Annotated in this window: 14 protein-coding genes and 1 pseudogene; 2 read left to right on the top strand and 13 right to left on the bottom strand. The window is 74.8% G+C overall.

Annotated features, from left to right (window positions below; translation table 11 throughout):
• Positions 1 to 127: 127 nt before the first annotated feature.
• The 3 genes from ABT122_RS29395 to ABT122_RS29385 all read right to left on the bottom strand — a co-directional run bounded on the left by ABT122_RS29395 (position 128) and on the right by ABT122_RS29385 (position 12,523).
• Positions 128 to 5,899 carry a non-ribosomal peptide synthetase/MFS transporter gene (locus ABT122_RS29395; RefSeq protein WP_351558476.1) on the bottom strand — a complete coding sequence of 1,924 codons (5,772 nt, stop codon included), beginning with the start codon at positions 5,897 to 5,899 and terminating at the stop codon, positions 128 to 130.
• Complete coding sequence (locus ABT122_RS29390; RefSeq protein WP_351558474.1) at positions 5,899 to 8,964, bottom strand: non-ribosomal peptide synthetase; 3,066 nt, start codon at positions 8,962 to 8,964, stop codon at positions 5,899 to 5,901. The genes ABT122_RS29395 and ABT122_RS29390 overlap by 1 nt, the downstream gene beginning before the upstream one ends.
• A 382-nt stretch (positions 8,965 to 9,346) precedes the next feature.
• The gene (locus tag ABT122_RS29385) at positions 9,347 to 12,523 is read right to left on the bottom strand and encodes a class I adenylate-forming enzyme family protein (protein ID WP_502976230.1); all 3,177 of its coding nucleotides are present in this window, start codon (positions 12,521 to 12,523) and stop codon (positions 9,347 to 9,349) included.
• A 302-nt stretch (positions 12,524 to 12,825) separates the two neighbouring features.
• On the opposite strand from ABT122_RS29385, the gene ABT122_RS29380 reads away from it, so the two are divergent.
• Complete coding sequence (locus ABT122_RS29380) at positions 12,826 to 13,890, top strand: polysaccharide deacetylase family protein (protein WP_351558470.1); 1,065 nt, start codon at positions 12,826 to 12,828, stop codon at positions 13,888 to 13,890.
• On the opposite strand, the gene ABT122_RS29375 is transcribed toward ABT122_RS29380, so the two are convergent.
• The 7 genes from ABT122_RS29375 to ABT122_RS29345 form a co-directional block, all read right to left on the bottom strand.
• A complete protein-coding gene (locus tag ABT122_RS29375) occupies positions 13,871 to 14,542 on the bottom strand; it encodes a DUF5825 family protein (protein ID WP_351558468.1) in 672 nt (223 codons plus the stop codon). The two genes, ABT122_RS29380 and ABT122_RS29375, sit on opposite strands and share 20 nt — an antisense overlap.
• A 42-nt stretch (positions 14,543 to 14,584) precedes the next feature.
• On the bottom strand, positions 14,585 to 16,540 hold the full coding sequence (locus tag ABT122_RS29370; protein WP_351558466.1) for a RiPP maturation radical SAM C-methyltransferase: 1,956 nt from the start codon (positions 16,538 to 16,540) through the stop codon (positions 14,585 to 14,587).
• Complete coding sequence (locus ABT122_RS29365; protein WP_351558464.1) at positions 16,537 to 18,330, bottom strand: multinuclear nonheme iron-dependent oxidase; 1,794 nt, start codon at positions 18,328 to 18,330, stop codon at positions 16,537 to 16,539. The genes ABT122_RS29370 and ABT122_RS29365 overlap by 4 nt, the downstream gene beginning before the upstream one ends.
• Entirely contained in the window at positions 18,327 to 20,402 is a 2,076-nt protein-coding gene (locus tag ABT122_RS29360) for a B12-binding domain-containing radical SAM protein (protein WP_351558462.1), read from the bottom strand. The genes ABT122_RS29365 and ABT122_RS29360 overlap by 4 nt, the downstream gene beginning before the upstream one ends.
• A 22-nt stretch (positions 20,403 to 20,424) precedes the next feature.
• Complete coding sequence (locus tag ABT122_RS29355) at positions 20,425 to 20,586, bottom strand: hypothetical protein (protein ID WP_351558460.1); 162 nt, start codon at positions 20,584 to 20,586, stop codon at positions 20,425 to 20,427.
• Between the two features lie 61 nt (positions 20,587 to 20,647).
• Positions 20,648 to 21,418, bottom strand: a complete 771-nt coding sequence (locus tag ABT122_RS29350; RefSeq protein WP_351558458.1) for a Stf0 family sulfotransferase — start codon at positions 21,416 to 21,418, stop codon at positions 20,648 to 20,650.
• A 372-nt stretch (positions 21,419 to 21,790) separates the two neighbouring features.
• Positions 21,791 to 22,060 (bottom strand): hypothetical protein, encoded by a 270-nt coding sequence (locus tag ABT122_RS29345; RefSeq protein WP_351558456.1) that lies wholly within the window; start codon positions 22,058 to 22,060, stop codon positions 21,791 to 21,793.
• 127 nt (positions 22,061 to 22,187) lie between these two features.
• On the opposite strand from ABT122_RS29345, the gene ABT122_RS29340 reads away from it, so the two are divergent.
• Positions 22,188 to 22,601, top strand: a complete 414-nt coding sequence (locus ABT122_RS29340; RefSeq protein ID WP_351558454.1) for a hypothetical protein — start codon at positions 22,188 to 22,190, stop codon at positions 22,599 to 22,601.
• 116 nt (positions 22,602 to 22,717) lie between these two features.
• Here ABT122_RS29340 and ABT122_RS29335 read toward each other — a convergent pair whose 3' ends face one another.
• The 3 genes and pseudogenes from ABT122_RS29335 to ABT122_RS29325 form a co-directional block, all read right to left on the bottom strand.
• Positions 22,718 to 23,317: a choice-of-anchor C family protein gene (locus tag ABT122_RS29335; protein ID WP_351558452.1), complete on the bottom strand. Its 600-nt coding sequence runs from the start codon at positions 23,315 to 23,317 to the stop codon at positions 22,718 to 22,720.
• 216 nt (positions 23,318 to 23,533) lie between these two features.
• On the bottom strand, positions 23,534 to 25,165 hold the full coding sequence (locus ABT122_RS29330) for a prenyltransferase/squalene oxidase repeat-containing protein (RefSeq protein ID WP_351558450.1): 1,632 nt from the start codon (positions 25,163 to 25,165) through the stop codon (positions 23,534 to 23,536).
• Positions 25,166 to 25,262: 97 nt separating this feature from the next.
• Positions 25,263 to 25,692 (bottom strand): annotated as a pseudogene (locus tag ABT122_RS29325) (hypothetical protein); the annotation flags it as partial.

The following is a 25,692-nucleotide window of genomic DNA, read 5'->3' as shown; positions in this document are numbered from 1 at the left end:
TTAAATAAACCTCCACCCCCACCCCCCCCTCTCCCTTTGGGGGGGGGGGCCCCCCCCCCCCGGCACCGCGCCTCGCCGCGTTGTCGTCAGTCGCCGGCGGGCCGCACGGGACGGCGCGCGGGCGCGGTCACTCCCGTGCGGTCCGGCCGGAGCCGAGCGCGGCCAGGCCGACCAGGTCGTCCGCCTCGGCGTCCGGGACGTCCCGGTCGAACCGGGCGAGGGCCCGCATCCGCAGCGACACCACCCCGAGCACCAGGATCGCGGCGCCGAGCAGCAGATACAGCAGCCCGATGCCCCGGCCGTCACCGGTCCCCAGCACCGCGCCCACGGTGTCGGCCAGACCGCCGCCCGGAGCCATCAGCGGCTCCAGGAACCGGCTGCCGAGCGGGGCGATCAGCAGAAAGCCGACCGGCAGGGTGGACCAGGCGACCATCTGGTTCAGGGCCATCACCCGGCCGTGGAACCGCTGCGGGACCTTCACCTGGACGATCGTCAGATAGATGCCGTTGAGCAGCGAGAGCGAGGCCGACATGCCGAAGACCCCGGCGCCGACCACCAGCAGGTCCGGGCGCAGACCGGTCAGTACGCAGAAGAGGCCCAGCACCGGCACCACCAGCAGCATGCCGCGCATCCGCCGGCGGCGCGGCCCGCCCCAGACACCCATCGCGAGACCACCGGCGAGCGCCCCCGCGCCGCCGGCCAGTGACACCGTGGCCACCGAGGCGAGGCTGGAGAAGCCCAGCACCAGGGGCGAGACGAGCTGGAAGAGCACCGGCAGAAAGAGATTGAGCACGGCGAAGAAGACCAGCATCGCCCGGAATCCGCGCCGGCCGACCACCAGCCTGAACCCCGCCACGATCTCCTGGCGCAGGGTCTCGCGCCGCCGGGCCGCCAGGGTGCGGGGGAAGCGCACGACCGTCAGGACCGTCGCCGCCACCGCGTAGCTGATCACATCGAGCAGCAGGACCCCGCTCAGACCGATCACGGCCAGCATGCCGACCGCCGCCAGCGGGGCGACCACCTGGGCGATACCGCCCGAGACCTGGACGATCCCGTTGGCGTGGCCCAGATACCGCTTGGGCACGAGCTGGGGAATCGCCGACTGGAAGGCGAGCCGCTGCCCGGTGAGCGAGACGGAGAGGATCGCCATCAGCACCCCGACATGCCACGGCCGCAGGCTCCCGAAGGTGTTCAGCAGGGCGAGCACCGCCTCGGCACTGCCGCAGACGACGGTCGAGACCAGCATCACCCGCCGCCGGTCGATCCGGTCGACGAGCCCGCCGAGCACCGGTGCGGCCAGCAGTCCCGGCACGATGCCGAGGACGGCGAAGAGGCCGAACCAGGCGACCGACCCCGTCGAGAGGTAGATCCACAGCGGCAGCGCGAACTCGGTGAGCGCCGAGCCGGTCTGCGAGACCAGCTGGGAGGCGGCCACCGCCACGAACCGCCGGGTGTCGCGCCGGGTGCGCGGCACGGCGTCGGCCGGCTCGCCGGTGGGGGCGGACGCGCGGTGTACGCCGTCGAGCCACCAGGTCGCGTGCTCGGGCCGCCGCTCGCGGGCCAGTTCGGCCGGATCGCCGCCGGCGACCGCCGGGTGGACGGCGGTGACGATCTCGGCCAGCTCCGCCGCCCGGTGCTTCAGGAAGTAGTGACCGCCCTCGTCCAGCACGGCCACGGCGGTGGTGGAGCCGAGGAAGCCCCACTCCCGGAACCGCTCGCGGTGGAACTCGGTGCCGGGGTCCGCCGAGCCGATCACCGAGATCACCGGGGACGCGAGCCCGGAGGCGGGCTGCGCCAGCCGCTCGGTGAAGTACGCCTCGGCGGCCCGTGAGTCCTCGCGGACATTGTGGACGATGGTGGTGAGCTGTTCGGGCTCCAGGCCCTCCAGATCGGCGCCCATCGAGCGGAGCCAGTTCAGATGGAGCCGGCCGCTGCGCCGCCGGTCGAGCACGGAGAAGCGGGAGAGCAGTCCGAGCAGCCCCTCGGTCGGCCGGGCGAAGGGGAAGATCCCGCCCAGATAGACGGCGGCGGGTTCGCGTCCCGCCGCGGCCAGCCGCCGGGCCAGCTCGACGGCGAGTGCCGCGCCCACCCCGCAGTGCCCGTACACCGCGACCGGCCCCGGGACCCCGGCCAGCACCTCGTCGGCGCACCGGCGGGCGACCTCCGCCAGCGGCAGTGACTCCTCGGACATGCCGAGGTCGTGACCGGGGACGGCGACGGCGTGCAGCGCCACACCGTCCGGGAGGGCGTCGGCGAGCGGCTGGTAGACGACGGCGCTGCCACCGCCGTACGGCAGACAGACCAGCGACAGCCTTACGGTGCCGGCCGGCTGCCGGGGTGTCAGCTCATGGAGCAGCCGGCGCGGGCCGCGCTCGTCCTCGGACCGGTCCGCCAGGGCGGCCAGCGCGGCGACGGTCCGCTCCTGGAAGACGTCCATCAGGGTGATTTGGGCCTGTGCGCCGAGCAGGCGGCGCAGCGTGGCCACCATCCGCATGGCGAGCAGGGAGTGGCCGCCGAGGTCGAAGAAGTCATCGTGCGCGCCGACGCGCTCCAGTCCGAGCAGTTCGGCCCAGACGCCGGCGACGGCCTCCTCGGTCGGGGTGCCCGGTGCGGTGTACTCGGCGGCGCCGCCGGGCCCGGCGGCGCCCGGCTCGGGCAGGGCGCGGCGGTCGACCTTGCCGTGTGCCTGCCGGGGCAGTTCGGGAAGGAGGACGAAACGGGAGGGTATGAGGTAGTCCGGCAGCTTCTCGGCGAGCAGGCGGCGCAGCTCGGCGACGGCGGGCGGCGCGGTGTCCTCGGCGGGCACCAGATAGCCGACGAGGGTGAGTTCCCCGGCCGGGCCGCGCGCGGCGGCGACGGCCTGGGCGACGCCGGGCAGCCGGGCGAGGTGGGCCTCCACCTCGCCGAGTTCGACCCGGTAGCCGCGGATCTTCACCTGGTGGTCGCCGCGGCCGAGGAACTCGATGGTGCCGTCGGCGCGGTGGCGGGCGAGGTCCCCGGTGCGGTACATCCGGGCCGCGCCGGGCGCTCCCGGGGCGCCGGGCGCCCCGGCTCCCGCCTCGGTTCCGGTTCCGGTTCCGGTTCCGTCTCCGGCCCCGGCCCCGGCTCCGGCCCCGGCTCCGGCTCCGGTTCCGTCTCCGGGACAGGCGGCCGCGAAGGGGTCGGGCCGGAACCGTTCGGCCGTCAGCCCCGGCCGGCCCAGGTAGCCGCGCGCCAGCCGGTCGCCGCCGATCCACAGCTCCCCCGGCACCCCGGCGGGCACCGGTTCGAGCCGGTCGTCGAGCAGATAGACCCTGGCGCCCGGCAGCGGGCGGCCGATCGGTGTGGTGGGCCCGGCGGCGGGCAGGTCCGGGTCGATCACCAGGGTGGTGGCGCCCACGGTGGCCTCGGTCGGGCCGTAGTGGTTGATCACCCGGCAGCCGGTGCGCGCGCCGGTCGCGGCGAGCCGCCTGCTCCACTCCCAGCCGGACGCCTCCCCGCCGAGGACCAGCAGCCGGCGGGGCAGCAGCACGGCCGGGTCGTCCACCTCGGCGCTCAGCGCCGCCAGATGGGAGGGGGTGAGCTTGACGCAGTCGATGCGCTCCCGGGCCAGGTGGTCCGCCAACGCGGGGCCGGGGGTGCGCGAGGGCAGCAGATGGAGGGTGCCGCCGGTGGTGAGCGAGAGGTAGAGGGTGGTCAGACCGAAGTCGAAGGCGAGCGACTGGAGCAGGGTGTACCGGGCGCCGTCCGGCAGCCCCGCCTCGGCGAACCGCTGCCGCACCCCGGCCAGATAGGTGAGCACCTGGCGGTGCTGGACGGCCACGCCCTTGGGTGTGCCGGTGGAGCCCGATGTGTAGATCACATACGCCAGGTGGTCCGGGCCCGCGCCGCCGGCCGGCGGGGTGTCGGGTGCGGCGGCGAGCCGCTCCCCCGCCTCCTCCAGCAGGACGACGGGTGCGTCCGAGCCGCTGAGCAGGGCGCGGTGGGCACCGGTGGTGACCAGCACGGCCGGCGCGGAGTCGGCCAGCATGTGGCCGAGGCGCTCGCGCGGCTGTTCCGGGTCGAGCGGTACGTACGCCGCGCCGGACTTGAGCGCGGCGAGCAGCGCCACGGCCTGGTCGAGCCCCTGGTCGAGGCAGACTCCGACGAGTGCGTCGGGCCCGGCCCCCGCGTCCCGCAGCAGATGGGCGAGCCGGTTGGCCCGCCGGTCGAGCGCGGCGTACGAGAGCGTCTCGCCCCGGTGCGCCAGGGCGGTCGCGCCGGGGGTGCGGGCGACCTGCCCGGCGACCGCCTCGGCGAGGGTGCGGGCCGCCGGCGGCGCGGTGCCGGAGCCGCCCCACTCGTACAGGAGGCGGTGGCGCTCCTCGGGCGTCAGCAGGTCCAGGGTGTCGACCGGCGCGTGGGGGTCGGCGGCGGCGGCGATGAGCACGCGCTGCCAGTGTCCGGCGAGCCGGGCGATCGTGGCGGCGTCCCACAGATCGGTGCGGTAGGTGAGGAAGGCGTCGAGTCCGCCGTCGGTCTCGGTGCAGTACAGACCGAGGTCGAGGTGGACGCCACTGCCCTGGAAGGGGAAGGTCCGCCACTCCAGCCCGCGGGGGCGGAACTTCTGGGCGCGGTGGTTCTGGAGCGCGAAGGAGACCTGGAAGAGGGGTGGTCTGCCGACCTCGCGCGGCAGGTCGAGGGCCTCGACGAGCCGCTCGAACGGTGTCTCCTGGTGCTGTTGGGCCCCGAGCGCGGCGGCGCGGACCCGGGAGAGGACGGTGGCGAAGTCGGGGGCGGCCGGTGCCTGCGCTCCCTCCGTGCCGTCCGGCGGTCCGAGGTCGGCCCGCAGGGGCAGCACCGTGCTGAAGAGTCCGATCAGCCCCTCGGTCTCCTCCGTCTGCCGTCCCGCGAAGGGGGTGCCGACGGCGAAGTCCGACTGTCCCGACCAGCGTCCCAGCACCACCTGGAAGGCGGCGAGCAGCGTCATGTAGAGGGTGGTGCCCCGGGTGCGGGAGAGCGCGCGGGCGGCCTGGTGCGCCGCTGGGTCGAGCCGGAGGTCGAGGGTCGCGCCCCCGGGTCCGGGCAGGGCGGGGCGGGGCCGGTCGGTGGGCAGTTCCAGTGGCGGCACTCCGGTCATCGCGCCCTGCCAGTACCGCAGACCGGCGGCGGCCCGGGGGTCCTCCTGGCGCTCCCGCTGCCAGTGGGCGAAGTCGCCGTAGCTCAGCGGCAGGGCGGGGGGCGCGGGCGGGTCCCCGGCCGCCAGGGCCTCGTAGCCGGAGAGCAGTTCGTCGAGGAGGACGGCGGCCGACCAGCCGTCACCGACCAGATGGTGCTGGCAGATCGCCAGGACGTGGTCCTCGGTGTCCAGACGGAGCAGCAGGGCGCGCAGCAGCGGCCCCTCCGCGATGTCGAACGGCCGGGCGACCTCGGCCTCGACCATCGCGCGGGCGGCGGCCTCCCGCGCTCCGGCGGGCAGGCCGGTCAGGTCGCGCACTTCCCAGGGGACGGTGAAGTCGTCCGCCGGGGCGGTGCGGACGCGCGGGGCGCCGGTGCCGTCGGTGGGGAAGGCGGTGCGCAGCGCGGAGTGCCGGACGGCGACCAGCCGCAGAGCCTCGGCGAGCGCTTCGGGCCGCAGGGGGCCGAGCAGCCGCCCGGCGGTGGGGAGGACGTAGGCGGCGGTGCCGGGGGTCAGTTGCTCGACGAACCAGAGGCGCTCCTGGGCGAGCGAGAGCGGTACGGGGGTGCCGGCCGGCCGGGGGGCGATGGCCGGGGCCCGGTCGGTGGCGGCCGTGCGCTCGCGCAGCCGGCGGGCGAGCAGCGCGCGCTGCTCGCCGGTGAGCGCGGTACGGGTCCGGCGGGCGGCGGGCGCGGGCGGTGCCGGGACCGGGGGCAGTTCGGGTTCCGGGGCGGCCGGGGCGAGAGGGGCGGCGTGGTCCATCAGCTCTCCTGGGCGAGCAGTTCGAGGGTGACGGCGTCCGCGACGGCGGCCACCGTCGGCTCCTCGTAGAACACCTCCAGCGGCACCTCCGCGCCGAGGCGGCGCCGGATGCGTGCCGCGACCTGGGTGATCGTCAGCGAGTGGGCTCCGAGGTCGAAGACATCGTCGTGGAGGCCGATGGACGGCACTCCCAGCACCTCGCGCCAGATGGCCGCCACCTCGGTGGTCACCTCGTCCCAGGGCTCGTCGGCCGGATCGGGAGCGCTCGGGGCGGCGGCGGACGGCTGCTCGCGGTCCGGTTCGGGCAGGGCCCGCCGGTCGGTCTTCCCGTTGGGTGTCAGCGGGAGCCGGGGAAGGGCGTGGAAGACGCCGGGCACCATCACATCGGGCAGGGTCAGGGCGAGGAAGGCCCGCAGTTCGGCGGTGCCGGGCACGGGGGCGCCGGGGCGCCAGACGGGGTAGGCGGCGAGGAACGGGCCGCCCGGCCCGTCGGCGGAGCCGCGTACGGCGACGGCCGCCGCGGCCACGGCGGGGTGCTCCTGGAGCCGGGCCTCGATCTCGCCCGGCTCGATCCGGTGGCCGCGCAGCTTGACCTGGTCGTCGAGCCGGCCCAGGCAGTCGAGACCGCCGTCGGGGCGCAGCCGGGCGAGGTCTCCGGTGCGGTAGTGGCGCTCCCCGGTGGCCGGGTCGGTGACGAACCGCTCGGCGGTGAGCCGCGGGCGCCCCCGGTAGCCACGGGCCAGGCCCGCGCCGCCGAGCGCCAGCTCACCGGTGACGCCGTGCGGCACGGGGCCGCCGTCCGGGCCCAGGACCCGCGCGGTGGTGCCGGCGATGGGCCGGCCGATGCTCACCTCGCCGGGTGCGGCGGGCACTTCGGCGGCGGTGGACCAGATGGTGGTCTCGGTGGGGCCGTAGACGTTCCAGAGCCGTCCGACGCGTTCGCGCAGCCGGCGGGCGAGGGGCAGCGGCAGCGCCTCGCCGCCGCTGAGCGCGGTCAGGGCGGGGGCCGTGAGCCCGGCGTCCAGCATGAGCCGCCAGCCGGACGGTGTCGCCTGGAGCCGGGTGACGGAGTGCCGTTCGATCAGCGCGGTCAGCGCCCGGCCGTCACGGACCTGGTTCTCGTCGGCGATGACCACCCGGCCGCCGGTGATCAGCGGCAGCAGCAGCTCCAGGGCGGAGATGTCGAAGGAGAGCGAGGTGACGGCGAGCCAGCTGTCCCCGGGGCCGGTCTCCAGTTGATCGCGGAAGGCCAGCAGCAGATGGGCGAGCGCGCCGTGGGGCACCTCGACGCCCTTGGGGCGGCCGGTGGAGCCCGAGGTGTAGATGAGGTAGGCGAGGTCGTCCGGGGTCACGGCGGGCAGCGCGGCGGGGGCGGCGGGAGCGGTGTCGAACAGACCGTCCAGGAGCAGCGTCCGGCCAGACCCCGCGACCCGCCCGGCGGTGCGCCGCTGGGCCAGGACGACGGGCGCTCCCGCGTCGGCGAGGACGAAGGCGGTGCGCTCCGCCGGATAGGCGGGGTCGACGGGCAGATACACCCCGCCGACCAGGGTGACGGCGAGCACGGCGGCCAGCATCTCCGGTGAGCGCTCGGCGCAGACGGCGACCACCGTGCCGGGAGTCACCCCGGCGTCGGCGAGGCGGCGGGCCAGCCCGCCGGCCGCGCCGGCCAGCCGCCCGTAGGTGAACGCGTCCTCCCCGCCCACGACGGCGACACGGTCGGGGTGGGCGGCGAAGGCGCGGGCGAGCAGGGCGGGCAGGGTGGCGCCCGCGGCGTCGGCGGCGGGCTCCGGACCGCGCACCGGGGCCGACTCCGCTTCGTCCAGCAGAGGGAGGTCGGCGAGCGGGGTGCCGGGGGCGGCGGCGATCGCGGCGAGCAGCCGGCGCAGATGGGCGCCGACGCGCTCGGCCCGTTCGGGGGCCAGGGCCTCCGTCCGGTGCATGAGCAGGACGCCGAGCCGGTCCGGGCCGTCCACGAGGTGCACCCGCAGGGCGCCGCGCGCGGTGCCGGGGAAGAGCACCCAGTCGATCGTGGTGCGCAGCCCCGCGAACTCGACCGGGGCGATACGGCGGCGGTAGGTGAGCGAGACCGGGGCGAGCGCCACCCCGGGCCGCAGCCCGGAGACGGCACGCGCCAGCGGAACCCGGCGGTGCGGGTAGCAGCCGCGCAGCCCGGCGCGGACCTCCCGGGCGAACTCGGCGAAGGGCAGGGCGGGTTCGGGGGCGGTGACCACCGGGAGTTCGTTGACGTGGACACCGATCCGGTCGGTGGCGCCGGGGTCCCGGGTGCCGAGGTCGACGGCGACCGCCGGGCGCTCGTTGCCGTACCGCAGGAGCAGGGTGTGCAGGGCGGCGAGGAGCAGTTCGAAGAGGGTGATGCCGAGTTTCTCGGCGGTGTCGGTCAGCTCGGTACGGAGGCTGGGGTCCAGGTCGAAGGCGACGGCGGCGCCCGGGCCCACGCCGTCGGGGCGCCCGGTGAGTCCGGGGAGCCGCACCTCGGCTGCGGGCAGCGGGCGGCCGGCCCAGTGGGCGCCGGCCGCGGCGAGCGCCCGGGGGTCGATGTCCGGCTCCGGGGCGGCGGGCGGGGCGAGGGACGCGGGCGCCGGGCCCGCGCCGGTGCGGTGGGCCCAGCAGGCCGCGAGATCGCTCAGGAGGACATCGGTGGAGGTTCCGTCGAAGGCGATGTGGTGCGCCACGACCAGCAGGGTGGAGCGGGTCTCGCCGGTGCGCAGCAGGGTGAACCGGGCGGGCGGGCCGGCCGCGAGGTCGAACGGTTCGGCGCTCAGCCGGAGCAGCTCGGCGGGGAGCCGCCCGGGGGTCGTCGTGCGTACCGACAGCTCCGGGGCGGGCCCGGGGGTGAGCACGGGTACGCCCTGGTCCTCCCGCACGGTCAGGGAGAGCGCGGGGTGACGGGCGGCCAGATCGGCGCAGGCGGCGGCGAGTGCTTCCTCGTCCACCGCCCCCTCGAAGTGCGCGGCGAACGGCATGTGGTGGACGGAGCCGAGCGGGGCGAGCCGCTCGTTGACCCAGATGCCCTGCTGGGCAGGGCTGGTGGGGATGGTGGTCACAGGGGTTCCTCAGTCTGTCCGGCGTCGGTCGGGCTGGGCGTGGCGGGGCCGTGCGGGTGAAGCGGGTGAACCGTGTGAAGCGGGTGAGACGGGTGAGGCGGGCGGAAAAGGGCAGCACGGGAGGGCGGAAGGACGGCGGGAGGGCGGGAAGCGGAGCCGGGCGGCCCGGGTCGGGGCGGGGCGGCGCGCGAGGAGACCGGTCGACAGGATCGGCTGGACCGGCGGGGTCGGAAGGCTGGAGGGCTGGAGGGCTGGAGGGCTGGAGGAGAGACGGAAGGCCGGGAAGGCTCGGCGGAGGCGGAGGCGGAGGCGAGGTCCGGGGGGGGGCCGGGGGGGGTCCGGGGGGGGTCGGGGTGGACCGGTGGAGTCGTGGCGGACCGGCTCAGTGAGCGGCGGCCGTCACGGCGGTGGTGAACTCCTCCGCGAGAGCGGCGATGCCGTCCGCGTCGAAGGCCAGCGCGTTGAACTGAATCCAGCAGTTCAGGCCGCCGTCCGGCTGCTCGACGACGGTCAGCTCGGGCACCCCGAGGTCACCGCCGGGCAGCGGCCAGGGCACGGTGGTGCCGCGCGGCAGTACCCAGGGCTCGCAGAGCAGCCCGGGCAGATGGGCGTCGGCTGCCCAGTTCTCGTACCGCAGCCAGGCCGGGAACGCCACCACGGACGGTTTGAACTCGGCGTACGGATAGAGCTGGTGGTCGAGCGCGCCGGTGGCGGCCGACCTGACCCGTTCGGCCAGCTCGGCGAAGCCGGGGCCGCCGGAGCAGTCCACCCGCACCAGCAGGGACTGCACCAGACAGCCGACCACCCGCTGGGCCTCGGGCCTGGTCCTGCCCGGGACCGGGGTCATCAGCACCAGGTCGGACCGGCCGCTGCGGGCCGCCAGCAGCCCGCTCCACACGGTGGCGACGGCCATGAACGGGGTGACCCCCAGCAGCCCGGCGCGCTCCCGCAGCCGGCCCGCCGGGCCGGCCGCGACGGTGAAGGGGTGCGCGACGGTGTGCACCTGGTCGACGGCGCGCCGGCCGGGGAAGGGGTCGAGGGCGGACGGGGCGCCGTCGAGTGCCGCGGCGAAGTGCCGGCGGCCGGCGGACCAGCGGGAGTTCGCCCAGCGCACCAGGGACTGGTACGGCATGGCCTGTTCGGGCAGCCGGGGGGTGCGCCCGCGCCTCAGCGCGTCGTATCCGAGCCCCAGTTCGTGCAGGACGACCCCGATCGACCAGCCGTCGGCGACCATGTGATGGACCGCCAGCAGGACGGCGTGGTCCTCGGGGCCTCGGCTGACCACCAGCAGCCGGGCCGTGGGGTCCGTGCCCAGGTCGGTGAGGCGGTCGCGCTCGGCGATCAGCAGCTCATCGACCTCCGCGTCGCTCGCGCCGGGCGCGTCCAGCAGGGTGATCCGGGCCCGGGGCTCCTCGTCCAGTACGGTGCGGACCAGCCCGGGCACCTCGCCGGGGACGGGGACGAACCGGGTGCGCAGCGCCGGGTGCCGCCGGACGACCTCGGTCAGGGCCCGGCCCAGCGCCCGCCCGTCCAGCCGGTCGGTCACCCGGAAGAGCGCGGTGACGGCGCCCACGTCCCGCCCCGGCTCCTCGGCCATCCAGTCGAGGAAGTTCTCCTGCTGACTGGTGAGCGGGACGGTGTGCGGCTGGGCCCGCAGCGCGCGCAGATAGGCCGGGATCGCGGGCTCGGCCCCTGCCTCTGCCCCTGCCCCCGCCTCAGGGGCGTCCCCGGCCCCGGCGGCGGGTGCGCGGTCCTCCAGCCAGGCGGCCTGGGCCCGCAGCGACGGGCGGCCGAAGACCAGCGCGGACCCCGCCTCCACCCCGAACCGCTCCGAGACGGCGGCCGCCAGCTGCACGGCCCGGAAGGAGTCGCCGCCGAGCGCGAAGAACTCCTCGGCGACATCGCGCACCGGACGCCCCAGCACCTCCTGCCACAGCCCCGCGAGAAGCAGCTCCGCCGGGCTCGCGGGCGGCCGCGCCACCGGCGGTGTCCCGGGGGTGTCGAAGAGCGGGCGCAGCCGGTGCTTCAGCACCTTGCCGGTGGCGTTGCGCGGCAGATCGTCCGCGAGGAGCACCCGTACCGGGAGTTCGGGGCGGCTCAGCCGGGTGCTGAGGAAGAGCCGCAGCCCGTCGAGGTCCACTCCCCCGGCCGCGGGCACCACCACGGCGGCCGGCACCGCTCCCATCACCGGGTGCGGGATGCCGAGCGCCGCCGCGTCCGCCACCCTGGGGTGCTCGTGCAGGGCGTCCTCGATGCGGAGGGTGGAGACCTTCAGCGCACCGGACTTGATGACATCGCTCTCCCGGTCCACCAGATACAGATAGCCGTCGGCGTCCACCCGTCCGAGGTCGCCCATCCGCACCCAGCCGTCGTGGAAGACCCCGGCCCCGGCGGCCGGGCCGCCGACATAGCTGCGCGGCGGGCCCGGCTGGCGCAGCCAGACGTCGCCGGTCTCCCCGGCCGGCAGTTCCCGGGCGTCCTCGCCGAGGATGCGCAGATCACGCGGTTGGGCGGGACGGCCCACCGAACCGGGCCTGCCCGGGTCGACCACCATGGAGAGCTGTGCGGGCACCGCCTCGGCCGAGGTGTACACATTGACCACGGTGGCCTTCGGCAGCGCCTCGGTCAGGGCCTGGGCGACGGGCACCGGCAGGGCGGCGGCGGAGGAGCTGAGCAGCAGCACACTGGAGAGGTCGCGGCGCGCGGGCACCCCGGAGTTGAGCAGCTCGATGGCCATCGAGGGCACCAGGAAGACGGTCCCGATCCGTGACTCCTCCACGGCGCGGCCGAACTCCTCGGCGTCGAAACGGGGCAGGACGACGGTGCTGGGCGCGCCGGTCAGGGCGCCGAGCAGCATCATCTGACCGGCGTTGGTGCCGATCGGGAAGGCGTGCAGGGCGTGCCGTGAGTGCGCGTACGGGCGGGGGCGCGGATCGAGGCGCTGACCGGCCGTCAGATTGGCGTGGGTTGCCACGACTCCCTTGGGTGTGCCGGTGGTTCCCGAGGTCCCGATGATCTGGGCGCGGTCGCCCGGGGCGGGCCGGCAGGGCGGTTCGCCGTCGCCGGCCGGCACGGTCCCGACCTCGGCGAGCGTGTGGTGGGCGACGTCGGACAGGCCCGGCAGCGCCGGGAGTCCATCGCCGCGCAGGACCGCGCCGGCCCCGCACATCCCGACGAGCCGCTGGGCCTCCGATTCGGCCAGATCAGCCCGGAGCGGTAGCGCCGCGGCCCCCGCGTAGTGCACGGCCAGAAAGGCCACCGCGTACTGGTCCCAGGCCAGGTCGGTGAAGCGCAGCGCCACCAGGTCACCGGGGCGCACCCCCGCCTCCGCCAGCCCCCGGGCGGCCCGGACGGCCCGCTCGCGCCATGCTCCGTAGGTGAGCGAGCCGCCGCCGCGCACCTGCACGGCGATGGCGTCGGGTTGGCTCTGGGCCCTGGAATCCAGCAGGTCGGGGACGGTCAACGGAGCATGCGAAGCGTTGATGGTGCCCTCCAGGAGCGGCGGCCGGCCTGGGTGTCGACCCAGGGTTTCGGTGGCACAAGAGACGGTCACGGGCATAGCGCGCAACCCTCGCACTTAGATATGGTCTGGACCATTCGGCGGGGCACGCGAAGAATAGCGCGACTGTCTCGTAACTGTGTTGCATTGCTGGAGAATTCGTGAAGATCGGTGGAGGCCGGTTCGAGAACCGGCCATGAGCCACCGGGTACGCGCACCACGGCACGACCCCTTCTCACGGAGGGCGCAAGCGGGCTTCGGGTGCTCCGGTCACGGGGGCCCGGGCAGCGGTGGCGCCCGACGCACCTCATCCGGCCTCTCGGGCGCTCTGTGCCGCCCGAGCGAGCGAGTAGGAAGAACGCATGCTCTACGCGGGAATCGCCTGGACCTCCGACGGCTACGACGTCGCCGTGCTCGACGCCGCGGGGAACCGGGCCCACGCCCCGACGCACTGGGGCGCGGAGCGGGTGCCCGAGCTGACCCGCTGGCTCGGCGAACGGGAACGGGAGTCCGGGCTGCCGTACGCCGTCGTCGTGGAGAGCACCAACGGGCTGCTGGACGGATTGCTGACGGCGGCCGGGCTCTCCGTCCACCGCGCCGACCCCTGGGTGCTCCCCGAACGCCCCGACTTCGGGTCCGTCCCGGCGCATGTCCTGGCCGACCGGGCGAGAACCGCCCTCGCCTCCCTCTCACCGCTGACGGCGGAGGGCGGCGGACAGACCGGGCGGGACGACGACTACCACGACGGCATCCGCCGCGGCGCGGCGGCGGAGTCCGCGCTCACCCGGGCGGGCCGCTGCTTCCGGCACGGCCCGCGCGACCGCCGGGAGATCGCCCTCACCTTCGACGACGGCCCCGATCCGGTCCACACCCGCGAAGTGCTCGGGATTCTCGAACGGTACGGGGTGCGGGCCACCTTCTTCTGTGTCGGTCTGCATGTGAACGCGCTCCCCGACGAGGTGCGGCGGATCACCGACGCGGGGCACAGCCTCGGCAACCACACCTGGTCGCACCCCTTCCTGCCCGATCTGACCGCCGCCCAGTTCCGGCTCCAGATCGAGCGCACCAGCGAGGCGTTCGAGCGGGCGGTCGGCATCACCCCGGACCTGTTCCGTCCGCCCTACGGCGCGCGCACCCCGGAGAGCCTGGCCGAACTGGCCGCGGGCGGACCGGCGCTGGCGCTCTGGGACGTCGACTCCTGGGACTGGGCCAGACAGGGCCCCGAGAAGATCACCAGAACCGTGCTCGACCACGCGCAGCCGGGCTCCATGATCCTGATGCACGACGGCGGCGGGGACCGCCGCCAGTCGGTGCAGGCGCTGCCCGCGGTGATCGAAGGGCTGCTGGAGCGCGATCTCCGCTTTGTGCCGGCCGGTGAACTGCGCTCCGCCGCAGCGCTGGAGGCCGCTACGGAGAGGTCGTACTGAGCGGCCAGCGGCGGAGCCGGTAGGGCGTCCACCACAGATGGCGTCCCGCGCGGTGCAGCAGCCCCGCCCGCTGGTAGCGGCCGGTCACCGCCTCGGCGAGGCCGGTCGCCGGAACACCGCGCAGCAGCGGCTCGATGACCTGGTCGTGCTGGGGGTTGCGGATGACCAGGCGCCGGAACGAGTCCATCCGGTGATCGCGGACCTCGATGAAGCCGGGGCCGTGGCGGTAGCCGCACTTCGCGGCGTGGAACGAGTCGCGCCACTCGGCCGCGATGCCGTCACCCGCTCCGGCCCCGGCTCCGGCTCCCGTTCCGCCGTACACCGCGGCCGGGGGGTGCAGATGGCTGAGCGGCCGCCACTCCGGCTCCCCGGCCGGCAGCCGGATCGTCCAGTCGACGGCGATGCCGTGGCTGGTCAGCTCGCGGACCACGACGAGCGCGGCCACCGCCGCCGCGCCGCCGGCCTCGGCACCCTCCAGATCGACGGGGCCGCCCAGCCGGGCGAACCGGATGCCCCCGGCGGCGAGCCGCGCCACCGCGTCGAGCGGGTCGCCGAGGACATCGGTCTCACCGGCGTACATGCCCGGGAGCCGCATGGCCACCGGGTCGCGGTCGCGCCACAGGGCGAGGCGCACCGGCGGGTCAGCGCTCATCGGGTCAGCGCTCATCGGGTCCGCCTCCGCGGCTTCGGCGGTTCATCCGGCACCTCCGCGGCCTCCGTGCTCACCGGCGCCCTCCACGGCGGCCAGGGCGGGGACGACCGGACCGTCCGGCCGCGACGGGCGCCGCCGGACCCGCATCAGATCCTGGTTGGCCGAGGCGGGCACGACATGCACGGCGTGGCCGCCCTCGGCGAAGACCAGACCCAGCTCGCGCCAGCGGGCGAGCAGTTCGTCGATCCTCGCCCGGGTGACCCCGCCGTGCCCGGCCGCCGCCCCGCGCAGCAGCGCGTCCGGGCTGCGCGGTGTGTCCAGCAGCCGGAACACGGTGACCTCGACCGGGTCGGTGAGATCCAGCACCCGCCAGTCGAAACCGGGTCTCGTGTCGACGAGGACGATGTGCTCGCCCAGGTCGCAGTGGGTGAGCCGGCTGCGCACATAGCCGTCCGCCCAGGCGTCGACCGCCCGCCGCAGCCGGTCGACGCAGGAGGGGGTGATCCCCCGCCTCGGTGAGTCGAAGATATAGACGAGGTCGGCCAGTTCGGCTTCGGGGAGGTCGTAGACGTACCGGTAGTGCGCTGCGGGGCGCGGGATGCCGAAGCCCAGCTCCGGGCGGTCGAAGTAGGGGCTGAAGCGCTCCACCTTCAGCCGGGTGGCACCGGCCGGCGGGGTGAGGTGGTGCAGCGCGGGGAACTGGCCGATGACGGCGTCGTAGTCCGCGTCGCTCTCACCGGGGAACCCGTAGAGATAGTTCCAGCTCACCTTGGTGCCGACGGTCTCGGCGTCCCGCAGCATCCGTACGTTGAGACACCCCGTCACGCCCTTGTCCATGAGCCGCAACACCCTGCTGCTCAGATTCTCGATCCCGGGCTGGACATGGCTGACTCCGGCCGCGTGCAGGGTCGCGAGCTGGTCCCGGCGGAGGTTCGACTTGATCTCGTAGCCGATCCTCAGGTCGTGCCCGGACTCCGCGAGACGGGGCGCCACCGAGCCGAGATAGGCCATGTCGAGGATGTTGTCGGTGATCCAGATCTGGAGAATCCGGTGCCGTTCGACCAGGGCCAGCAGCTCGTCGACGAAGCGGTCCGCCTCCTTGCTGCGGAACTCCATGAACGAGCCGTTGAGCCCGCAGAAGGTGCAGTGGTGCTTCTCGCCCCACCAGCAGCCGCGCGAACCCTCCATGACGAGCCTCGGCTCGGCCCAGGAACCGGCGGTGGACCGGGCGTGGCGCTCGAAGTAGTCGCCGAAGTCGGGCGCCACCAGCGCACCCGGCGGCAGCGGGGCGGCGTTCATCGGGTTGGCGACACAGGTGCCGTCCGAGGTGCGCCAGCACAGGCCCGCGATCCCGGCGAGGGCCCGCTCGTCCCGTCCGCCGGCCAGGGCGGCCAGCAGCCGGGGGAACGCGGCCTCGCCCTCACCCCGGACGACGGCGTCGACCTGGGGGAAGTTGCGGTGCAGCGCCGCGCCCTGCGGGCCGTCGCAGTTCGCCCCGCCGAACACGGTCGTGACCCCGGGAGCCAGCTCCTTGACGGCGCGCGCCGCCGCCAGCGTCGCGGCGTTCTGCGCGAACATGGTGGTGAAGCCGACGACATCCGGCTCCAGGGCGACGATCCGGGCGGCGGTCTCGCGTACGAACAGCGGTGCCAGCTCGTGCAGTTCCCGGGTTCTCGCCAGCACCCCGTCGGCCACCTTGCCGTCGAGCCGCGCGGTGAACTCCCGCATCCGCCAGCGGGGACGGTCGTTCAGCGCCGCCGAGAAGATCCACTCGCTGAGCCCGGAGAAGTACGAGTTGGCGCAGAAGTCGTACTCCTCCGCGGAGAGTCCGGTGCGGGCGACGAGCCAGTCGGCGTACTCCAGGTTGGCGTGCACGACCGTGACATCGGCGTCCGGGAAGACATCGAGGACCCGGCGCCGGAGGATGCCGAGCGCCAGCGAGGGTGTGTCGATCGACGACCACGGCATGTCCACCAGGACGACGCGCGGGGCGGTCACCAGAGCCCGCGCCGGATCAGTGCGGCGCGGGCGGTGTCGCCCGCGGGGGTCGGGGTGGTCTCGAAGGCCGCGGCCACCCTCGGTGAGACCGTGCCGTGCGCGAACCCGGTGGGTGTGGCGAAGTACGCGTAGGGCACCGGCTCCCCCGTCTCCGGCCCCTCCCCCGCCGGGACGGGCGTGCGGCCGGCCCACCCGGCGACGCTCTCCGGCGGGTAGTGGCGGAGCGCCGCGTGTCCGTGGTCGGTGCGCACGATCCCCCCGGCCTCGATGTCGAACGACAGCGGCTGCTCGTTGAGGAGGGCGGGGAAGAGGGAGAGCAGCAGCTCATGACCCACGGTGCGCCGCAGTCGCGGACGGGCCTCCGCTTCGGGCAGGCCGAGCAGGAACCGGGCGAACGCCTCCTCCGCCGAGAGACCACGCCCGGCGTAGGGGACCAGCCGGAAGGCACCGAAGTGCGGGGAGGTGAGGAAGGCGTCGATCAGTCCCGGCTCGGTGTGTCCGGCCGCCCGGAGAGTGCGCAGACTCTCCGGGAACGCGGCGGCGAGCCCGCCGTCCCGGCCGAGCCGGCGGATCTGGGAGCGGAGGCGGCGCGCGGCCGAGTCCAGTTCCCCGCAGTCGACCGTCTCCAGGCACTCCAGCTCGCCCGCGCTCTCCGCCACCGCCCCGGCGCCCTCGGCGGCGAGGCGCTCGCGCAGGCCGCCGTCGAGCAGGAGCCGCATGGTCAGCCCGGCGAGCCGCTCCTCGTCCAGCCCCTCCTCGCGCGGCAGCACCGCGCCGAGCGGGACCCCGCCGGGGGACGGGTGCGCGCTCCCGGGGGCGGTCTCCCCGTCCCGCCAGTCGCCGGCGAGGGCCCGCAGCCGCTCGTAATTCCGCCGGGACCGCTCGACCAGCCGGCCGTCCTCGCGGTACATCGGGTCCTCGTAACTGACACCGACGAGGTTCGGACAGCGCGGCAGCAGATACTCGGTCAGCTCCAGCTGCTCGTCGAGCAGGACACCGTGGTGCAGATCGCGGAACTTCCCGCCGACGAGCTGACAGCCCGACAGATGCAGTTCGCGGCAGCGGGAGAGCGGGAGGTCCTCGATCCCGTCGAACATGTTCCGGCCGGTGCGGCCCCGCAGCCACTGGTAGCTGAGCAGATGGCCGATGTCGAGGGTCACCGGCACGTCGGCGTCCTCGGCCAGCCGGGCGAAGTACACGAACGCGTCGGCCCCGCCGAGCCGGAACGAGCCGCCCTCGGTGAAGCCGGGGAACTCCACGTGCAGCGGGAGCGTGAGGCGCCGGGCGGTGTCCGCGGTGTTCCTGGTGGCGATCTCCAGTCCGCGTTCGGTCAGCGGCGGCGGCAGCGGATACGGCAGCGGGCAGCCGCGCAGGCTCCAGATCCCGAGGTCCTCCACCACCCAGGCGAGGTCGTGGCGGGCGGCCAGCTCATTGGTGAAGTCGATGGCGGGTCCCCGGTCGTAGGGCCCGGGGGCGCCCATGTTCAGCTCGGTCTGGTGGAGCGCCCGGAGGGTCCCGGGCGGCAGCTCCCCGTAGAAGCGGTCGTAGGCGGGGGCGTAGTCGGCCATCCGCACCTCGGCGCGCGAGCGCGGCTGGAACGAGGGGCACGCGTACGCGAAGTCGGAGCCGTGGCGCCGGAGGAACGCGCGGACGCGCGGTGAGATGTCCCCGCCGTCGGGCGTCTCCACGAAGCCGACGCCCCGGTTGCCCAGGGTCCCGCCGGCCCACGGCATATCCATGACCAGGCCGAGGCCCAGCCTGGTCGCGGTGGTGGGCGCTGCTGCCGTCACCACGGTCTCCTCCCGTCGTCGGCATCCGCCGTGCCGGTCCCGTCCTTCGCCGCGGCGGCTCCCCGCCACGGCCGGCCCGCCTCGGCTCCCGCCAGCCGGCGCAGCAGCAGCCGCCCGCGCGCGGTGCGCGCCACGAGCAGCCCGTCCGGGCGCTGTTCGACATCCTGGCGCGGCAGCCCGTAGAACTGCTCCCGTACGAGATCGGCGATCACGATCCGGTCCCGGGAACCGGAACCGGAACCGGAACCGGAACCGACCCGGCCGGCCGCGGCCTCCGGGGGCACCGTCCGCACCCACGGGTGGGGCCGTACGCGCCCGGTCTCCCCGGGCTCCCCGGACCCTCCGGCCGCCGGGCGCTCGGGTGCGAACCGGCCCGGCCGGCCCGGGGTGACCGTGCGGAAGACGCGCTCCAGCCGGGCCAGCGCCTCGGCGCGCCCGGGGCCGCCGCCGACCGCCATCGGATAACCGACCCGGCCGGAGAGGTAGTTGAACTCGGGGTTCCCGGTGAGCGGTCCCGAGGTGTCCAGCGCGAGGCCGTACCGCTCCGGCCGGCGGGCGAGCAGGCTGCCGGGCTCGGCCACCAGCAGTTCCAGCGCGTCGATGCCGATCCTCTCCTGGTTCCTCCGGAGGAACCGGAGGGAGGCCTCGAACTCGGCCGGGGTCTCGTCCAGCACATGGCCCATCACCGAGAGCCGCATGGTGATGCCCGCGTCGGCGAGGTTGTCGACGATCCTCTGGTAGTCGGCCGCGCGCACCCCCCGGTCGAGCAGGTCGAGCAGGCGCTGCGAGGTTCCCTCGTACCCGATGGCGATCTGCGCGCAGCCGAGGCCGGCCAGTTCGCGGCAGAACTCCGGGTCGGTCAGGCCGCGCTCCAGCCGGCCGCGCACATCGAACCGGACGCGCACACCGCGCTCCCGGGCCAGCCGCATCGCCCGTGCGATCAGCCGGAGGTTGGTGTTCTCGTCCGCTATCGCCAGCAGACTCACCCCCGTGGTGCGGACGATCCGCTCCACCGCGTCGGCGAGCTGTCCCGCCGTGCCCTGCTGGTACGCGCCGGGGGCGAGGGAGCGGTTGCCGTACGAGCAGAAGGCGCACCGGCCCCAGTAGCAGCCGACGCAGGAGACCAGCGCCAGCTGGGTGGTCTCGGCGAGATACCCGTGGATCGGCAGACCGGAGAAGTCGGGCGGCCCGTGGTCGCGGAAGCGCAGCCGCACCGGAACGGCGGACCTGCGGGCGGGGCCGTCGGGCGAGGGCCAGGTCATACCGGGTACGTCGGCCTGCGGCAGAGTCCCGTCGAGTGCGTCGAGCCAGCGTTCCAGCGGCTCCTCGCCCGCCGTGAAGCAGAGGGCGTCGACGCTCTCGCGCACACCCGCGAGCACCGCGAGGGCCTCATGCCGGAGCATCACCTGCTGGCCGCCGAGGCAGACGCGCGCGCCGGGGCTGAGCCGCCGCACCCAGGCGGCGACCAGCAGCGCCGGGGCCAACTGGCTGAAGAACGCGACGGAGAGACCGACCACCCGGGGCCGGTGCCGGATCAGCAGGGCGGAGACCAGGCGGTGGAGCCGCTCGACCGCGGCACCGGACGCACGGGGCGGTGCGGCGGCGGCCGCGCGGACGGCGGAGTCGAGCTGCCCGAGGTCGTGCCAGGCACGGGTGAGAAGGGTGTCGCGCACCAGGAGTTCGACCGCGTTCCCGGCGAGGCGGAGCGCGTCGGCCGCAGCCGGCTCGTCCGTCGCCCGGACCGGCTCCTTCCGCTCGCTGCCGGCCGGGACATGGACACGGAGTCCGGCGGCGTGCCGGGCCACCACATCGGCCATGGTCCGCTGGTACCAGCCGTCCAGGCCGGTGCCGGCGCGGTCGCGGACCGCGCCGGCCAGGACCTCCGGATGGCGCAGTACGTCGTGCAGCAGCCCGATGTTGAGATCGGCCTGATGAACGCGGCGGCCCCGGCGCCGCAGATGACCGGTGAGATACGGCAGGCTCAGATACGGGAAGAATCTGGCCTCGGTCTGCGGCGGAAAGATCAGAAGGGTGTCGACCGGCCCACCGCCGCCCGCTGGTTGGGACGACACTCGCACGCGGCTGCCCGGAGTCCTAGCGCAGGACGTCTTCCTCGTTGCCCGCCGTGATGTACGTGTACGAGTGGTAGGCGCCGCCTATCTTCAGCTCGCTGGATTCGATCACTTCGAGTCCGTCGAGTTCGGCGAAATCGTCCGCTGCCGTCTCCACGGTCGCCTCGGGCCGTACAGCGCTCATGGGGGTCCTCCCTGAATGCGGTGGCTGAGTCATTCGCACGATAGCGCGGGGAATCCTCGTGTCAACGGCGCTGCGGGAATCGGGTCCCGGTATCCGCGAGGAAGCGCTCCACCCACCGCTCCGTGGTCGCGTCCGCCTGCCGCGCGATTCCGGGTGCGGGAATCCGGTCCGGGGCCGCCGCGCCCAGATGGGCCAGACACTCCCGGACGCGCTCGTCGTAGTGGGCGGTCAGATCCTCGTAGACGACGGTATGGGGGGTGATTCCGTGCCGGTCGAAGTACCCGTCCCAGGTCGCCGCGTCATGGTCCAGCATGAGCAGATGGCGCTGGATGCCGTCGCGGTCGTAGCGCGGGCCCGGCCCGGGCGGCCCCTCGGGGAGGTACACCCCGTCCCGTATCCAGACGCCCGTCTGCTCGGCCAGGGTGTACGAGACCGCCTGGCGCAGCCGGTCGCGGCGCTCGATGCGGATATAGCGCGGGGATGACATCAACTCGTGGAGATCGGCTTCCAGCGCGGCCAGATGACCGGCGTGGACCTTGATACCGAAAACGCCGTTGGGGCTGGTGCGGAACCTCATCAGGGCGCGGAGATGACTCGCGGGCAGTCCGTCCGGATCGTCGGCGGTGAATCCCCAGCGCTCGAAGCAGTCGAGGACATGGGTGTCGGCGAGATAGTCCTCGGGGAAACCGGCGGCTCCCGTGTGCCAGAGCGCGCGGGCGAGCATATTGCTGCCGCACCGGGGGGTCGACGCCAGAACATAGCGGACCGGTGGCAGGCCGGCGAAGAACGGGAAGTCGAATTCCGGGCCGTTGGTGCGATAGCGAAGCGTCACGGTGGAGGAGGCTCCCATCGGCCCGGCTCGGGGACAAGGGGCCGGGCGGCGGGGAGCCGGCGGCTCGGCGGCGGGGGACCGGTACCGCGCCGGCCGGCGAACGGCCGCCGGACCGGTCGCGGCGGGCGGCGGCGGGCGCCGATGTCGTCGGATCGGTGCGCACGGGTTCCCCGCTGCTCGGCGCCGCCGGACTCGCGGAGGGGCGGCGGGCCACCACCCACTGGCCTCTCCGGGATCTGCTGCCCCGGTTCGGGGCGGTGCCGGTCGCCGAACGCCGAACGCCCCGCCGAGGACGGGCGCTCCGTCACCGCCGCCGGGGTGCCGGCCCGGCTGAGCGGCTGAACTCCGCCGCTTCCGCGCCGGGGAGGCGGGTCAGGGTATGTCGTGCTGCCAGTCCCATCTGCTTCCCCCGCCGGGGCGCGGACCGTACAGAGCCCGGCCGCCCGGTCCGTAGCGGCCGATCTCGGTGCTCAGGGCCGCGCCGGCTGCCAGCGCCTCCCGTGTCCACCCGGTCACATCCAGCAGCAGTCCGTCCAGGGGCCCGCCGACCAGCTCCGCATAGGTCCTGCCGGGGCGCGGGCCGGGGTCGGGGTCGTCGTGGTCGGCGCCGTAGACCCGGCCCCGCAAGATCTGTTCGTCCATGTGTGCCAGCATTCCAGCCGCCACTGACAGTCGGCCGTGTATCACGTGCGTGAGTACGCGTACTCATGCGACCGGGCCGCTCGTCCCCGCAGACTGCGGGTCCGTCACCGAACACCGGGGAGTGGGCATGGGACAGGGAAGATTGGCTCTGACGATGATGGCGGTCGCTGCCCTCGGGCTGGCGGCTCTGGCCGCGGGACCCGTTGCCGCGGCGAGCGAACCGCTGCTGCCCCACCCGGGCCCGGAGGGTCTGGTCTGGGTCGAGGAGCAGCGGGGGGACGGCGGCGTCGTGTCGGGCGGTGCGCATCCGGAGCTGCCGACCGTGCTGACGGTGGCGTGCGAGGGCGGCAGTGTGCGGGTGACGATGGAGTCGCAGCAGAACGAGGTCGCGGCGTTCACCGTCAACTGTCCCGCCGGGGCCTCCGGTGCCGGCTCCCTGACCATGGACGCGGGCATCGTGCGCCCGGGTTCCTTCACCGTGGGGGTCGACGCCTCCGCGCAGACCGTCCGGTGGGCGCTGACGGTGACCCAGCCGGAGTAGCCGGAGTAGCCGGAGTAGTGGCCGGGTCCCCGGCCCCGGGGCACGCGCGCGCTCCGGCCCGTGCGCGGGAGGCGACGGACCGGAGCGGGCACGGCACGGCTACGGCGAGCCGGCCGTCACTTGGTGCAGGAACACGGTGAGGACACGGTGACGCGGACGTCGTCGACGACGGGTCCGTAGGCGCCGCCCACCGTGCTGGCGAAGCCGAGGGTCGTCGACGCCGCGTTGGCCACGAACGTCACCTGCCGCTGCACATAGCCCATGGAGGCGAAGGTCTTCCCGGTGGAGTCGAACGAGAAGTCCTGGAAGTTCTGCCCGTCGACCAGGACCCTGCCGGTCTTCACCGCCGGGCCGCCCGCGGGGTTCGACGCGAGTGCGTAGGTGACGGTGTAGGTCCGCCCCGGGATGGTGGTGAACGTCTGCGCCACCGAACCCGCCGCGCCGGCGTTGAGGTCGACGGACTGATCGCCCTCCGCCGCCTGCCAGAATCCGGCACCGATCAGGTCAACGGCCCCCGAGGTGACCTTCCACGGCCCGATCGACTGCCCGCTGCCGACGGTGGTGAACGAGTTCGCCGGCGCGGTGGGGTACTCGAAACTGCCATCGTCGAACCGGCTGAGGGCGGCCGCGGACGGGGCCGCCGAGACCGCACCCGTCCCGGCCGTGAGAAGCCCCGCCGCGACAGCGGCAACGACCAGGGAACGTACGACTACCATGACTGCCTCCCGAAGAGGGTGGGATCTCCGTACAACACGATCAGCATCCCGGGAGGCCGGAAGGGGTGAGAAGGCGTGAGCCCAGGCGTGCGGAAGTGCCGGACAGGGCACGTGATCCACGAGCGCACCACCGCGCTCCAACGAGCCGCTCCGACCGCGTCCCCCGGAGTGCCGGGCGGGCGGGGAAGCCGGCCCGCCACCCCGTCGTAGGGGATCTCACCCGTGGACGGTGAGGTTCCGCTCCCGCCGGCCGGAGCCGTCGGGGTGCCGGGCCGGTGGCGGCGGGGGCGCGGGGGCCAGCCGGCCGGCGAGATGTCCGAGGGCGAGAAGGGCGAAGGCGTCGGCGAGAGCGGGGACACGGAAGAGGAAGGGGCGCGGGCCGATGGAGTCCGGAACCCCGTCGATGGAACCGTCGGACCGCTGCCGGGCCAGCAGATACGCGGCGCCGCGCCCGGCCGCGCCGGGTGTGCCGCCGTGCGAGCCGAGCACCACCAGGGCGTAGGCGGTGCTGAGCGCGTCGCTCGCCGCGCCGGACGTGCCGCCCCAGCCGCCGTCGGTGTTCTGGGAGCCCGCCACCAGGCGCACCGCGCGCGAGATCACACGGTGGGCCGGGCTGCCGGGTGAGGTGTGGTCCGGGTGGCGGCCCGCGGCGAGAACGGCGCGGAAGACGGTGTGGTGACGGCTGGTGCTCCAGTCGGGCGGGAAGGAGCCGTCCCGGTGCTGCTGGGAGGCGAGGAAGGCGAGCGCCGCCTCCACCTCGGTGGGCTGCCGGTGGTCCTGGGTGCTGAGGGCGTTGACGGCCGCCGCGGTCATACAGGCCTCCGACGGCGCGCCCGAACCGTAGGTGGGGAAGCCGCCGTCGGCGCCCCGCAGGGGGAGGAGGAAGTCGATGGCACGGCCGATCGGCGCCCGGTGGGCGACGGGATCGGCGAGATGGAGGGCCTCGGTCGCCGCCGAGGTGCAGTCCACGTCGGAGAGATGGGCGTCCTCGGAGTAGGACCAGCCGCCGTCGCTCCGCTGGAGGCGCAGGAGACGGCGGGTGACGGCGTCCAGGAGCGGCCGGTCGGCGCCGGCGGTGTGCAGGGCGACTCCGGTGACGGCGGTGAGCCAGGTGTCCTCGTCGCGGATGAACGGCAGCCCGCCGTCGGGGCGCTGGTGTTCCAGCGCGCCGCGTATCCCCTCGGCCACCGTCTCCCGGTGGCCGGGCAGCCGGTCCAGGGCGTGCAGCACGCAGAGGTGGACGAGGAGGTTGCCCTGCCACACCCGGCCGGGGCGCTGGGTGGAGCGCAGCAGCTCCACGTCCCGGGGACCGATCGGTACGGAGCGGCCCCGGGCCCCGGCCTGGATCACCTTGACCGCCGTGACCTGGACGCGCGCCCAGCTCTGCAGACCGTCGAGGCGGTACGCGGCCGGGGGCGGGGGTTCCGCCGTGGCGGAGCCGGCGCCCAGCAGCAGGAGGATGGTGTGCAGCAGGGCCTGCTTGCGGGCTCCGGTGAAGTCCGGCACCCGGGCCAGGAACCCGTCCATGTCGAACGCCCGGTCCGCGCCGGGGCGCCCGCCGAGCGCGGCATCGGCCAGGAACCGGTCCAGTGGTACGGGGGAGGCGCGGTGCGCGGTGAGGTAGCCCGCGACCCGTGCGCGGGCCGCGGGCTCCGCGCGGGTGCGGTCCAGCAGGGAGAGCAGCAGCGCGGATTCCAGCACCCGGCTGTGGCAGGGGTCGTGGACCCGGCCGTCGGGGTCCGTCCGTTCCCGGATGCGGTCCCGGAGCCGGTGGGTGGCCTCCGTCAGGCCCTCCGGTAACGCCGTGCGGGGCCACTGGGGCAGTCCTCCGGAGTGAGCAGGTCTCATCACGGTCCGATCCGGGCGCCCCGGGGACGCCCTCGCAGGGTGGGGCCCGGCGGTGCCGGACCCGGGAACGGGGGGACGGCACCCGGTGCCGCGGCGCTCATCCGGATGTTCTGGCCCGGTCGGCGGCGGGGCCCGGTGCTGTCACCGGGTCCGGGGCGCGCTCCGGTGCAGGCGCCCGGCCCGGAGCGGAACCCGGGACAGGCGCCCGGCCCGGAGCGGAACCCGGGACAGGCATCGCGTCCGGGGTGAACCGGCCGGTGATCGCCAGCCAGTGGAGGGTGGCGCTCTGGAACCTCTCCACCAGGTCCACATAGCGGCCCAGCCCGCGGGCGGTGTCCGCCGGCAGACCCGGCACCGCGTCCCGCAGCGCGGACGCGGTCGAGGCGAACAGGGCGCGGCGTTCGCCGATCATCGCGGTGGCCCGGGCCCGGGCCACCCCCCACGTAAAGCGTGAAAACCTCAAAAGGACCGTCACCACGTTGTACTGTGCGGCCGCCGTGTGGTGCGCCAGCGAGGGCCGGTCGTTA

Source organism: Streptomyces sp. NPDC001985, assembly GCF_040296845.1.
GTDB lineage: Bacteria > Actinomycetota > Actinomycetes > Streptomycetales > Streptomycetaceae > Streptomyces.
This window is presented reverse-complemented; position numbering and strand designations above follow the sequence as displayed.

Coding starts and splice junctions, on each gene's coding strand:
- ABT122_RS29380 (WP_351558470.1), top strand. CDS start 12,826: ATGCTCTACGCGGGAATCGCCTGGACCTCCGACGGCTACGACGTCGCC.
- ABT122_RS29335 (WP_351558452.1), bottom strand. CDS start 23,317: ATGGTAGTCGTACGTTCCCTGGTCGTTGCCGCTGTCGCGGCGGGGCTT.
- ABT122_RS29395 (WP_351558476.1), bottom strand. CDS start 5,899: ATGGACCACGCCGCCCCTCTCGCCCCGGCCGCCCCGGAACCCGAACTG.
- ABT122_RS29330 (WP_351558450.1), bottom strand. CDS start 25,165: ATGAGACCTGCTCACTCCGGAGGACTGCCCCAGTGGCCCCGCACGGCG.
- ABT122_RS29375 (WP_351558468.1), bottom strand. CDS start 14,542: ATGAGCGCTGACCCGCCGGTGCGCCTCGCCCTGTGGCGCGACCGCGAC.
- ABT122_RS29340 (WP_351558454.1), top strand. CDS start 22,188: ATGGGACAGGGAAGATTGGCTCTGACGATGATGGCGGTCGCTGCCCTC.
- ABT122_RS29355 (WP_351558460.1), bottom strand. CDS start 20,586: ATGAGCGCTGTACGGCCCGAGGCGACCGTGGAGACGGCAGCGGACGAT.
- ABT122_RS29385 (WP_502976230.1), bottom strand. CDS start 12,523: ATGCCCGTGACCGTCTCTTGTGCCACCGAAACCCTGGGTCGACACCCA.
- ABT122_RS29345 (WP_351558456.1), bottom strand. CDS start 22,060: ATGGACGAACAGATCTTGCGGGGCCGGGTCTACGGCGCCGACCACGAC.